7 protein-coding genes are annotated in these 13,906 nt (G+C 34.2%); all 7 read right to left on the bottom strand.

Features of this window, described 5'->3' with window-relative positions:
* Positions 1-2 precede the first annotated feature (2 nt).
* Complete coding sequence (locus BM246_RS00745; RefSeq protein WP_083415654.1) at positions 3-2,408, bottom strand: glycoside hydrolase family 95 protein; 2,406 nt, start codon at positions 2,406-2,408, stop codon at positions 3-5.
* A 15-nt stretch (positions 2,409-2,423) separates the two neighbouring features.
* Complete coding sequence (locus tag BM246_RS00750) at positions 2,424-4,907, bottom strand: glycoside hydrolase family 2 TIM barrel-domain containing protein (protein WP_074935394.1); 2,484 nt, start codon at positions 4,905-4,907, stop codon at positions 2,424-2,426.
* A 164-nt stretch (positions 4,908-5,071) separates the two neighbouring features.
* A complete protein-coding gene (locus BM246_RS00755) occupies positions 5,072-6,751 on the bottom strand; it encodes a RagB/SusD family nutrient uptake outer membrane protein (protein ID WP_074935741.1) in 1,680 nt (559 codons plus the stop codon).
* Positions 6,752-6,767: 16 nt separating this feature from the next.
* Positions 6,768-10,088 carry a TonB-dependent receptor gene (locus BM246_RS00760; RefSeq protein WP_074935395.1) on the bottom strand — a complete coding sequence of 1,107 codons (3,321 nt, stop codon included), beginning with the start codon at positions 10,086-10,088 and terminating at the stop codon, positions 6,768-6,770.
* A 94-nt stretch (positions 10,089-10,182) separates the two neighbouring features.
* Complete coding sequence (locus BM246_RS00765) at positions 10,183-11,217, bottom strand: FecR family protein (protein WP_074935396.1); 1,035 nt, start codon at positions 11,215-11,217, stop codon at positions 10,183-10,185.
* A gap of 250 nt (positions 11,218-11,467) precedes the next feature.
* Positions 11,468-12,043: an RNA polymerase sigma factor gene (locus tag BM246_RS00770; protein ID WP_074935397.1), complete on the bottom strand. Its 576-nt coding sequence runs from the start codon at positions 12,041-12,043 to the stop codon at positions 11,468-11,470.
* Positions 12,044-12,254: 211 nt separating this feature from the next.
* Positions 12,255-13,880: an arylsulfatase gene (locus BM246_RS00775; protein WP_083415656.1), complete on the bottom strand. Its 1,626-nt coding sequence runs from the start codon at positions 13,878-13,880 to the stop codon at positions 12,255-12,257.
* Positions 13,881-13,906: the final 26 nt, after the last annotated feature.

Here is a 13,906-nt window from a genome sequence, read left to right on the forward strand (position 1 = left end):
AATTATTTTAATGTATTATTTAAAACATGTGTTTCACCTGCTGCTAAAACTAAATCGACAGCCATGTCTCCAAGTTGCACTTTGCAATGTCCGCCATTTTTAGAGAAAATAGTCGTAGATTTTAACATCCCGTTCTCCCAATCTAAATCAACTTGAAAACCACTTCTAGCAATTAACCCAGTAATATTCCCAGATTTCCATGCCGATGGCAAGGCCGGAAGTAAATTTAAAATCACATGACCTTCGTCGGTTTTTGTATGACTCTGCAATAACATTTCTGCTATACCTGCCGTTCCTCCAAAGTTTCCATCAATTTGAAAAGGTGGGTGATAATCGAATAAGTTTTCAGCCGTTGATTTTTGCAACAATGCCTTTACATTTTCGTATGCTTTATCGGCATCCCATAAACGTGCATAAAAATTAATAATCCACGCTCTACTCCATCCTGTATGTCCACCACCGTTTGCCAATCTATGATTGATACTTCTGTAAATAGCATCGATATAATACGGTGTGTCTTTTTTATTAAATTGATTTCCTGGATACAAACCATATAAATGACTTAAGTGTCTGTGACCAGCATCGACCTCCTCAAATTCTTGAGACCATTCCATTAATCGACCATCCGAACCAATTTTCGGTAAGGCTAAGTTTCCTAATGCCACTTCTACTTTTTTCGTAAAATCATCCTCTATTCCAAGATCTTTGGCTGCATCTAAAAGGTTTGTAAAACTTTCGTAAATAATCTCTTGATCCATAGCATTCCCCATTCCTAAATTCACATGTTTACCATCTGTATTATTAGGAGGATAAAACTTATTTTCTGGTGATGTTGAAGGCCCTGAAACTAATTTACCCGATCTTGGATCGATAGTTAACCAATCTAAAAGAAATTTACAAGACTCTTTAATAATTGGATAAGCACGATCGGCTAAAAATTGTTTATCACCCGTGTATTTGTAATGCTCCATAAAATGCCCAGTTGCCCAAGCACCGCCCATAGGCCACATGCCATAACCAACTCGCCCAATTGGCACAGTCCAATGCCAAACATCTGTAGTATGGTGCACCACAAAACCATCATTATTATAAATTTCTTTTGCTGTTTTTTGACCAGAAGGTACTAAGGACTCTATAAAGCTAAAAAATGGTTCATGACATTCAGAAAGGTTTGTTATTTCTGCTGGCCAGTAATTCATTTGCATATTAATATTGGTATGGTAATCTCCATTCCAAGGTGCAATTAAATGATTATTCCAAATACCTTGTAAATTTGCAGGTAGCGAGCCTTCTCTAGATGACGATATTAATAAATAACGACCATATTGAAAATAGATTTCGAATAATCCAGGATCGTCAGCACCTTTTTTAACAGCTTCTAAACGCTCATTTGTTGGTAATTTATCTAACTCAGAATTCCCTAATTCAATTGACACTCTATTAAAAAGTCTTTGATATTCAGCAATATGATCCGACACTAATTTCTTTATCGATTTTTTATTTGCCGCTTTAAGATCTTTAGCATTTTCACTTCCTAAATTATGCGTTAAAGGCGAAAAAGGATCGTTACGATTATAATCGGTTACTGCTGAAACTAAAAGTTTTACAGACGTTGCTTTTTCAATTGAAATAACACCATTTGCTGATGTTAATTTTCCGCCTTTTGGAACCGCCATCACTTGGGTTTCGTACTTAACCCCTAGGTGTTTTCCTTTATGGCTGGCTTGCCCCCACATTTTAATTTTGTTTTTACCTAAACTAGCCACTTCAAAATCTGCAGGTCTATCTAAGCTTAAATCTAAAGAAATAGAATTCGGTTTATCGGCTGTCAGCAACACGACAATAACTTGATCTATTGGCGTTGAAAAAACTTCTCTCACATAGTTTACACCGTTTGCCGTAAAAGTTGTTTTTGCAATAGCATGATCTAAATTAAGTTCTCTTTTATAATTTTGAGACGCCCCTTCTAGATTAAACTCAAGATTAAGTTCCCCCAGTGTTTGATAACTTCTTGGCGCAATACGTCTATCCAAAACATTATCCTGAACCAATGAATTCGCCTTAGCATATTCACCATCAAAAATAAGCTGTCTAGCCTCATCAATAGAAGTCCATGCTCCAGGTTTCCCTGTTGGAATTGGTGGGCCGGCCCAAACCGACTCTTCATTCAATTGAATTTGCTCCTTCTCCACACCGCCATAAACCATAGCGCCTAACCTGCCGTTTCCAACAGGTAATGCTTCCATCCACTCTTTAGCAGGCGATGTGTACCATAATTTATTTTGAAACTCACTTTGCGAATTAATAGACGTTGATTGTCCAAAAATAGCTTGAGGCGAAAAAACAAGTAATCCCAAACAAACAAGTATGGCTTTACTTAAATTTATATTCCTTTGTTTATATATCATAACTTAAAATCAAATTTATTTTGAACTCACTTGAATTGTTGCGCCTTCTAATCCTTTTGAAGTTGCAGTTAACTTAATATCTCCTGCTTTTTTAGTTGTTTTTAAAATGACTAAACACTTCCCGTTAAAAGCAGATCTTTTATTTCCAACGAAAGACTCTTCACTTTTTGGATCTCCATTATCAACTGCTAAAATAGTAGCTTCACCTTCAACATTAAACGTGATATCGTTTAACGCTTTTGGAACAAAACGTCCTTCTGCATCTAAAATATTCACCTCAATATGTACCACATCTGTACCTCCTGTGTTTATAACATCGCGATCTGCCAACAATTCAATTTTATTAGCATCACCTGCTGTTTCAATAACTTTATTTGAAACTACTTTTCCGTTATTAATACCTTTAGCCTCTAGTACGCCAGCCTCATAAGGCACTTGCCATACAACATCCATAGTATCTTTCATGCTTTTTACACCTAAAGATTTGCCATTTAAAAACAGCTCTACACTATCGCAATTAGAATAAGCAACTACAGGTATTTTAACACCTTCTTTACCTTTCCAGTTCCAATGTGGCAGAATATGAACCATTGGTTCTTCTACCCATTGACTTTGATAAAAATAGTAAGTATCCTTAGGAAAACCGCACATATCAACAACTCCGAAGTTGAATAATTTTGCAGGCCATCCAAACATAGATTCACCAAGATAATCGAATCCGGTCCATCTAAATTCACCAGACATAAAAGAGAAATCTCTAGTCATTCTCCAAGAATCTCTAGCGTTAATTCTCACTATAGAATTATCATAAGACGAGCTGTAATATTTACTGATATCTCCAAAAACTTCTTCATCTGAATAGTTTGGCACTTTCATGATACCTCCTAAAGGATTAGCACCTCTGTACCAAGATTGTGATTGATATTCACCACGTGTTTGAAAAGTATGTGGCACTTCGGTTGCAACAAATTTACGTTCTGGATAAGTTTCATGATCTTTTTCATACATAAAAACAGATCCGCCACCGCCGTTATAACCGGTAATATCTAATTGACTAGCAAAACCACTTTCGTTGGCTAAGTGCATGTGCGTAATTCCACAAGTTATTGGTCTAGTATCATCATTTTCTTTTACAATACGCATTAAATTTTTAAGACGTTCGGTACCTTCTACAAAACAAGCATCTGGAATTTCGTTACCAACACTCCAAAGAATTATGGATGGGTGATTTCTATCTCTTTGAATTAATTCTGTAAGATCTTTTTCTGCCCATTCATCAAAATATAAATGGTAACCATATTTTGCTTTTCCTTCTTTAACTTTATTTCCAAAAGGCCAAGATTCAATCCACTCATCAAAAGCTTCATCCATAACCATAAAGCCCATTTTATCACATAAATCTAACAATGTAGCACTTGGAGGATTGTGAGCCGTACGGATGGCATTACATCCCATTTCTTTTAAAATTTCTAATCGACGCTCTAAAACACGATCATTAATAGCAGCCCCTAAAGCCCCTAAATCACTATGATTATTTACGCCTTTTAACTTAATATTTTTCCCGTTTAATGTAAAACCATTATCAGCAGAAAAGCTAAAATCACGAATTCCCATATTGGTTTCAACAACATCGACAAGCTCATTACCCGACATTACTTTTGTTTTTACCGTATATAAATAAGGTGTTTCAGGAGACCATAATTCTGGATTACTTACTGTAATATTCTGAACAATATCTTCTCCTTTATTACTATCTAATGTAGCAGTTGTTTCTTGTGTTGATAGAAGTACATTTTCTGAAGAATAAATTTCATTAACTAAAACATAATCTTTAGACTCTAATTCTTCATTTTTAATTGACGTTTTCACCTCAATTTCGGCTTCGTTACTTTTAAGCGATTTTGTAGTCACATAAACACCGTAGCGGTCAATATGTAATTTCTTTGTTTTAACTAACCAAACATGCCTGTAAATACCAGAGCCTGTAAACCAACGTGCACTTGGTTCTTTAGAATTATTAACACGAACAGCAATAGTGTTTTTACCTTGAAAATTTAAATACGGTGTTAAATCGTAATTAAAACTGATGTAACCATAAGGACGAATCCCTAAATAATGTCCATTAATCCACATTTCACTCTTCATGTAAACACCTCCAAATTCAACACTCACTTTTGAATTTGCATCTGCTTTATCTAATGTAAACGATTTTCTATACCAACCAATACCGCCTGGCGCATAAGCTCCCACATTACCTGCTGGATTTGTTTTTAAAAACGGGCCTTTAATACTCCAATCATGTGGCACATTAATTTGCTCCCATGACGCATCATCAAATTCATTTTTAGCTGCCGCAGGAAAATCTCCTTTGGAAAACTTCCAATCGAAATCAAAATTAATTTTCTCTCTGGGTACACCTTTGGAAGTTTCATTTTGATTGCAACTTACTATGCTAAGCGTACCCGCTAACAACATGGTCAATAGTAGTAATTTTTTCATTTTTTTAATCTTTGCAGTGGTTTAATTGTCGTATCCCTTTTGTTTAAAATAAAAAAAGATAATTCATCCTTTTTCTACTTATTTGTTATAATTACAAAATTTGAGCAGGAATAAATACCCCTACTCAAATTTTTAAAGTTTAAATCTTTTAAATACTCGTTGTTCTAATTCGCATATCCAGGATTCTGCTCTAAAACAGCTTCTGAATTTCTTTCAATTTCTTGTGACGGTATAGGCCATAAGTTATGATAATCATCTATAGTAGAAAGCTCTGGACTAAATTTACCATTATACCAAGGATTATTTGCTCTTACACGCTCAATCAATTTACCTGTACGCTTAAGTGTTAATGTTCTAAACTCTTCAAAACATAACTCTCTAGCGCGTTCATCTAAAATAAAATCAATATCAACATCTCCAGCAGAAATCAAAGGCGCATTAGCTCTATCTCTTACTTTATTAATATCGATAGCAGCCAAATCTGGTTTATTATCCATTAAATAAGCTTCTGCACGCAATAAATAAGTTTCAGCTAAACGCATATGGTAATGATCCCTGAATGTAGAAGATGCATTTCTTGTAACTTCTCCAGTAGATGCATCTACAAATAATTCTTCTGGAAAATTATTTGCAACGGTAGTTTTAGAAAAAATAGCAGACCATAATTTACTAAGACGATTATCATTAGAAATCAGGTTGTTTTCTACCATCTTTTGTCCAAAATAAGGTGAATTCGGATTATCAGCGACAAGATCTCTAATAATATTAGTTTCAGAGTTACGCATATCTCCTGGACTATCTTCCCAAACATCTTCTAACATATAATCTGATGGTGAAAACCAACTAATACCACGACCACCATTTTGAGTCGTTGGGCCTAAAAATAAATTACCTCCATCTGGACCTTGTATATTATAATATCCAGGGCCTAAAAACTGAGTAATAGTACTCCCGTTACCACCTCCAGGTACTAAGTACTCAAACTGTGCTACCCATATAGCTTCTGTATTTCCTGAACTACGGTTTTGATTTCCTCTACGAAACATATCCCAATACACATCGCCAGGCTCATTCATACGTGACCCAAAACGTTGTGTCATCAATTTATAACTAGGATGATCTATAACGGCTGTAGCACTAGCAATTGCCTTATCATATTCTCCAACTGTTATATATAGTTCAGTTAATAAGTGATTAGCAGCAGCTTTAGTCAATCTAACTTCGTCACCAAGCTCTGTAACATCTGGAAGGTTAGCAGCAGCATATTCTAAATCTATAATACACTGTGCATAAACTTCAGCTTGTGTCGCTCTAACAAAATCTCTTTTAGCAGAAGTAACTTCTTCAAGTACTAAAGGCACACCCCCAAATTGGGTTGCTAAATAGTTATACAAATAACCTCTAAAAAAAGAAGCTTCCGCTTTTAATGCAGTACGTTTTGCTTCAGAGGTAAATTCCGTACCCTCTAAATCAATTCTACCCAATACAGTATTAGTATTAGCTATAACAGCATAGTAACGTTGCCAATTAGTTCTAACATGAGCATTGCCTGGTACCAATGCAGCACCGTAGTTGTTAAGGTTTATATTTTGACGGTTAGCTCCAAAAGCAATATCCGAAGTATATAACGAAATAAAGAAATTAGCATTATTACTCCATGAGCTATATTGGTCTGTTTCCTGATATATTTTAGTTACAGCCGCATTAAACTGATCTTCTGTCACGTAAGAATTATCTGCGCTGTAAAAGCCATAAGCTTCTTCTTTTAACCACTCTTCCTCATCACAAGAAACAATACTAAAAAAGAATGCTGATGCTAAAATTAAATATTTATTAGTTTTCATAATCTTTTTTTTTATTTTAAAATTCAACATTAAGACCTAAAGTATAATTCGCCATCAAAGGGGTTCCTGAAGAAAAACCTTGCCCTGTTTCTGGGTCCCAGCCTCTCCACTTAGTAAACGTTGCAATATTTTTACCGCTCAAAAACACTTTAAGGTTACTAAATCCAATTTTGTCTAGTATGCTCTTTTTGAATCTATACGTTAGACTAATATCTTGAATGCGCACAAAGTTACGTTGTAAATACTGGTTAGGCTCATAAGTTCCAGGTCCTTCTAGCGTTCTAAATCTAGCATCTGGATTATTTGGTGTCCAGTAGTCCCAAGCACCTTTAGGTACGTTTTGACTATAGTAACGGTCACTTGCAGTGTTAGCTGCTCCAAAAATTAACGCATCTGTACCGTAGTAATAATCTTTACCACCTTGTATGGTATTTACAAACGTATATAAGCTAAATTGTTTATAGGTAAATGTATTAGCAAACCCCATACGATAACCTGGATCTGTATACCCTAACACTTTTTTATCATTTATTGAAGAATAATCTCCACTATCATCTAAATCTGCAATCTTATATTGTCCAACAGCAAATCTATCTGGAATAAGTCCTGCATCGGCATCTGCTTGTTGCCAAATCCCAAGAATTTCATAATCGTAAATTACTCCAGTTGGCGACCCTATAAATAATCTATTATTCACCAAATCATCTTCTACACCATCTCCATCCTCATCTGCTCCTAAAATAGAGACCACTTCATTTCTATTTCTTGAGAAGTTAACTGAAGATTCCCATTTAAAATCTTTGGTATCAATAACTTTACCTGTCAACGACACTTCTAATCCATGATTAGCAAATTTACCTATGTTTGTATTAACACTAGTAAAACCAGTAGCATAAGGTATTTGAATAGCATATAGTATGTCTTTTGTATTATTGTCGTAATACTCAACGTTACCTCTTAATCTTGAATTTAAAAACGCAAAATCCAAACCTACATTTAACCCTGTGGTGGTTTCCCAACCTAGATCATTATTTGCTAAGGATGAAATATCTTGACCTATTACTGTAGAACCACCATCGCCAAAAACATAACTATTACCAGAAGCAACCTGTGCTAAGGTTTGATAACTGTTTACTGCTCGTCTTCCTGTTGCTCCGTAAGACCCTCTAAGTTTTAAGTAGTTCATCCAATTTGAGCTACTTCCCATAAAACCTTCTTCACTTATCGCCCAACCAAAACCAACAGATGGAAAAACACCTGTTTTTGTTTCGGAACCGAAACCTGAAAATCCGTCACGTCTCACAGTACCAGTCAGCATATATTTATCATCATAGTTATATTGCAAACGCCCCATGGTATATAAACTATTAGATCTTGATTTACCTGAGCTAACACTATTAAGCTCTGCATTACCTGCTTGTAACCTATTATATCCTAGAGATTGATTAACAAAATCTGTAGCATTTGCATTTGTAGATGACGAATTCACCTCTTCTACACCATAAACAAATGTTCCACTTATACTATGTACATCATTAAATGTCTTATTATAACTAAGAATATTATCAAGAGTCCAACTGTAATTAATAGTTGAGTTTTTATAAGCAGTACCTAGGTTATTAGATCCATTAGGGTTGAAATTATCATGATTGGTAGTTCTATAATTTTGAGAAAAATTTACTCGATATTTTAAACCATCGATTGGTAATTTAACATCCATGTGGATGTTAGCAAATAGATTTAATCGTTTATCATCATCAAGAGTTTCTAAATCTAATAATGGATTAGTCCAAGTATTTTGAAGAATTTCTCTTGGAGTCACTCCATCTTCCTCATAAACCGGAGTCCAAGGCAAAACCAAAGAAGATAAATCTGACCTAGGGGCAACACCAGAATAATCACTACTTGTAACAAAAGTTTCAGTACCTACATTGATATAATCATTAATATCAGCTTCCAAGTTCATACGATAATTAACTTTTTTATAGGTATCGTTAACTACAAAGCCTTTTACATCAGTAAGACCTCCTGAGAAGAAATATCTAAAATCTTCAGAACGCCCTCTAACACTTATATTATGTGTATTAATATAACCATCTCCTGTTATAATATCCCATAAACCGTTGTTAGAATCACTATCATAACCATCCTTCATTTCTTGTGTTCCAAGTAATGCTCTAACATCTTGTCCTGGGTAAGCATCAGCTAAAAATTCTTTTAATTCTGTAGACTCCATAGGCTCTAGAGCATTACCTGTAGGAGTTTGCACGGTATAACTCGCAGCGTAACTAATAACTGGCTTACCTATTACTTTACCTTTTTTAGTGGTAATTAAAATAACACCGTTAGCTGCTTGAGATCCATAAATAGCAGCAGAACTGGCATCCTTAAGCACATCAATAGATTCAATATCATTTTTATTAAGGTCAATTAAACTACCTCTGTAAATAATCCCATCTACGACAATTAATGGCGCATTGGCAGCTGCTCCTGAAGTAAGAGACGTTTGCCCTCTCACCGACAATGAAGGGTTTTCACCTGCTGCATCTACAGCTCCAACATTTAAACCAGCCACAGTACCTTGTAAGGCTTGGATAACCGATACATTTGGAATTTGTTCTACCTTTTCGGCATTAAAACTAGCCACAGAACCTGTTAAATCACTTCTTTTAACGGTACCATACCCAATAACCACGACTTCATCTAAACCAACTTCATCGGCTAACATGATAACATTAAGTGTTGTTTGATTTCCAACAACAATTTCTTGAGTTTCCATCCCAACATAAGATAAAACTAAAGTACTCGTTGCTGTTGCTTGTATTGAAAATTTTCCATCAAAATCGGTTAAAACACCTTTATTTGTACCTTTTAATGCAACAGAAACACCTGGTAACGGCATTCCAAATTCATCTACAACAGTACCTGAAACTTGACTTTGAAAATTTTCTGATACCTTCTTAACAACTTGCTTAGGAGATAAAACAATCTGTTTACCATTAACAGAATAAGCAACTTTATCATCCTTGAAGAGTAATTTGAGTATATCTTTTATTTTCTCTTTACGCACCTTGATGTCTACATTTTTCTCAACATCAATTAGATTATTGTTATACAGAAAGAAAAAATCACTCTCTTTTTGTATTTTCTGAAGCACCTCCCTAATGGGTTTATTCTTCATATCTACTGTTAACCTCGTGTTTTGAGAATACGAACTTGTGGGGTTAACACCAAATGATGAGAAACAGATAAAAAACACTATCAGTTTCATGCTAAAAAACGCCGCATACGGCCTAAAAGAATTATAGCCTTCCCGTTGAGTAACTTGTTTTTTCATAATTTTAATATGGAGTTAAGTTAATTGTTAATATTTCTGACTGTTAAGCCTAAACCAAACTTGATTTAAACCATAACAACCATGTAGTTAGTTACTATTTATTTTTAGATTTCAATATTATTTTATGGCTACTTTCAGGCCTAATACTTTTTAATGATAAAACCTCATACTCCATAGGAGAAGACAAACAAAGCAACCTTAACACATTCTCTATACTTTCGTCATGAAACGTTGCCGTAAATCGATAAGATTCCAATACATTATCTTCAATTTGAATTTTCACATTATACCATTTCTCCAACCGCTCTATAACTTTACCCAAAGAAGTGTCATCAAACACCATGTAACCTTCTTTCCAAGCTACATACTTATTAATATTTAGATCTACAGATTTATATAACTTATTTTCGACACTATTAAACTCAACAACATCGGTAGGCTTCAATACTGTTAACTCATTACCTCCCTCTACTAAACTTACTTTACCTTCTAGCAAAGCAACAGACATGGACTCGTAATCATTATAAGAAGACACATTAAATGATGTTCCATATACTTTTACGTCAGCTTTTTCAGTATTTACTATAAAAGGCTTTTTCTTGTTTTTAGTAACCTCAAAATAAGCCTCACCGTTAAGAACAACTTTACGATCTTGCATACTATCAAAAGATTCAGGATAACGCAACGTGCTCCCAGAATTAAGCCAAACTAAAGTGCCATCTGGCAGAACTAATTCTGTACTACTACCGTATTGAGATGTTACTTCTTTAAAAACAATATCTTTAACTTCAGAAAAAACCGTTTCATTATTAAAAAAGCAACTTATTGATAGCCCTAACACAAAGAATATGGGTAAAAAAACCACAGCATATTTAAGGTATGATTGCTTGTTTATTTTCCTCTTGATTTTATGAATTTTATTTTTTGTTTGAGATAAGGCTAACTCTACATCGATAACTTCAGACAACTTCAACTCGTCTTTTTTTTCTAAAGATTGCTTATATTCAATAAATTTCTCTTGATTTTCAACAGACTCTAAAAACCAAGAGTTTAGCCTTGTTTTATCTAACTCTGATATTGAGTTATCAAAGGTTCTCTTAATTAAATATTGAATTTCTTTCTTATCCACGTTTTAGAAAATTGCTCTTAATTACTTACTAGACGAATCCACACAAACAACACCCTACGTTTTATTTAAAAAAAATATATTTTAACTAAAAAACAAACAATCATTTAACAATAAACCTGCGTTTTTACCAACAAATAACGCAAAAACCAAGACAAAGCACAACAACTAAAACCCCTCTATCAAATTAGCTAAAGCTTAATTTCTTTAGCTTTAAAAAACTGATTGTTAACAAAAAAAAAAAGAGTTTAACCTAAGCAATGAACAAGCATAAAAAAAGAAAGAAGTAACCATTAAAATCTTTACGTAATATCCTTAAAGCTCTTCCAACAAGAGCTTCTACAGCTTTACCAGAAATATTCATTTTATCACCAATTTCTCTATAAGTTAGATTCTCAAATCGACTATATTGAAAAGCCAATTTGCTTCTTTTTGGCAATAATAGAATAGCTTTAATTAACTTCTCATCAAACTCACGTTTAAGCAAAGTAACATCGGCTTCGGCAGCTACTCCCGATCGATCGATTTTATCGTAAAGTGCTTTTTCAGATTTTGTTTTTCTAATATAATCAATACACCTATTTCTAACCATAAAAGAAAGGTAAGATGATAAATTTTTCACATCACCAACAGCAGTTCTATTTGTCCATAATTTAACAAAACAGTCTTGAACAAGACTTTGAGCTTTATCTAAATCATAAACATAACTTTTAGCATTTACAACCTGGTTTTTGTAGTGTTTACGGAACAAATAATCAAAAGCGACTTCATTTCCTTTTTGAAGTTCGCAAACTAAAAACGCATCCGAATTAAACTCTTTGACTACCATTTTGAAATCCAATTAAATTAAACACTCACTTCTACCATACACCCTTACACTTCCGAAAAGCAACTGGGTTATTTCTATTTTTTTTTTAAATTAAAACTTGAAACTGAAATCATTAGAGAAACAAAACACCTCTTATTAGAATTTTACACCGACGACTCAAATCATAATAACTGATAACATCCTAATTAAAAGCATGATCTCAGTAAGACCATTATTTTATAGGTCTTAATGCCGATGTCCGCATTACAAACCATCCATTATCAATATCTCCATCGCATGCTTCTATTAAAGCGACCTTTAATTCCTCTACTTTTTCTGGATGGCTAGCAATAATGTTATTTCTCTCTTGATAATCATCTGGCAAATAATACAACTGAAAAATATCTTTAGGTGCAAAATATCTAAGTTTCCATCCATCATTTGCTACTATTGATGGTCCCATAAAAGAAGAATAAACCACATAATTATGCCCCTTAGTTTTCTCACCTAATAATTCTGGCAAGTAAGACTTTCCGTCTTTAGTTTTTGGCAAATCATACCCGACCAAATCCGCCATAGTTGCCATGAAATCATAATTAGCAACTAACGCTTCCGATGTTACTCCTTGTTTTATTTTTCCCGGCCATCTTAATATTAATGGCACACGAACACCACCTTCCCAGTTGGTTCTTTTCACTCCAGCCATACCATCATTACCATCAAAAATATCTCCTCCGAGATCACTATAATATTTGGTGTTAATATCATCAAAAAACTCGCCTGTTTGCATATTCCTAACAGGCTTCAATATTCTCCCTTCTTTAGTATAATAAATTTCATGTCCATTATCTCCACCAAAAACAACCATAGTATTATCATCAATGCCTAAATCTTTTAATTCTTGCATTATAATCCCCACATGGTCGTCTAGCATTTTAACCATAGAGGCATACTCCTTTTCTATTTGCGTTAACCTTTCATCATTTACAAAATCGCTATGAACTTCAGGAATTGAAACAGGCCCGTGTGGTAACTGCGTAGGATGATATAAGAAAAACGGCTTGTCTTTATTTTCTCTAATAAACCCAAGTATTTTTTCTAAGAAAAGATTTTGAGAATAGGTCTTTTTACCCTCCATATTCCATCGCTCAGCATAAGCCTTTTCGGTTTCTTTCTCTATGGTTTTTCCACAATCATTTCTAGTATTCCCTTCTACAGTAACCATTTCACCATTTTCAAAAAGAAAAGGCGGATAAAAACCATGACATCTACCATGATCGAGGTACCCATAATAATAATCCCAACCATGCCTCTTCATCTCCTTATCTGTTGCAGAAAAACCCCATTCTAATTTCCCAACTTCTCCAGTAACATAGCCAGCACTTTTCATAACTTCTGCTAGAAACACTTCATCTTCTGGAACAGGTCCTCTTTGTTCTTCTAGCTTTTGCTCAATTTCCTCTAAAGTAAACTCCCCTGTTAATATTCTTTTATACGTTCCTGCAGCGGTAATCTTCCATTTACCTTTATGCGCATCATGATATCCACTTATTAAACTAGCTCTTGCTGGCGCACAAAACATACTACCATACGCATTTTCAAAACGCATACCCTCATGAGCCAACTTATCGATATTTGGAGTTTTAATAATTTCCTGACCTTCTACTGAAAGTAATCCACGCCCTAAATCATCGGCATAAATAAAGATCACGTTAGGCTTTTTAGAAATCGAACTATCCTTTTTACTTTTCTGAGCACCACTTAAACAACCATTAAATAATACAGCTATTATAATAAAAAAGAACACTCTTTTAAAAACTATTATTTTATTAATAAAACGGCTAACACTTGACTTCATAACTAATTTTAATTAAGACAGATTCT

Origin of the sequence: Algibacter lectus (assembly GCF_900112395.1) — a bacterium.
In the GTDB taxonomy this organism is placed as follows: Bacteria; Bacteroidota; Bacteroidia; order Flavobacteriales; family Flavobacteriaceae; genus Algibacter; species Algibacter lectus.

Excerpts from the sequence above, each read along its gene's own strand:
- BM246_RS00745 (WP_083415654.1), bottom strand. The coding sequence starts at position 2,408 with ATGATATATAAACAAAGGAATATAAATTTAAGTAAAGCCATACTTGTT.
- BM246_RS00750 (WP_074935394.1), bottom strand. The coding sequence starts at position 4,907 with ATGAAAAAATTACTACTATTGACCATGTTGTTAGCGGGTACGCTTAGC.
- BM246_RS00755 (WP_074935741.1), bottom strand. The coding sequence starts at position 6,751 with ATGAAAACTAATAAATATTTAATTTTAGCATCAGCATTCTTTTTTAGT.
- BM246_RS00760 (WP_074935395.1), bottom strand. The coding sequence starts at position 10,088 with ATGAAAAAACAAGTTACTCAACGGGAAGGCTATAATTCTTTTAGGCCG.
- BM246_RS00770 (WP_074935397.1), bottom strand. The coding sequence starts at position 12,043 with ATGGTAGTCAAAGAGTTTAATTCGGATGCGTTTTTAGTTTGCGAACTT.
- BM246_RS00775 (WP_083415656.1), bottom strand. The coding sequence starts at position 13,880 with ATGAAGTCAAGTGTTAGCCGTTTTATTAATAAAATAATAGTTTTTAAA.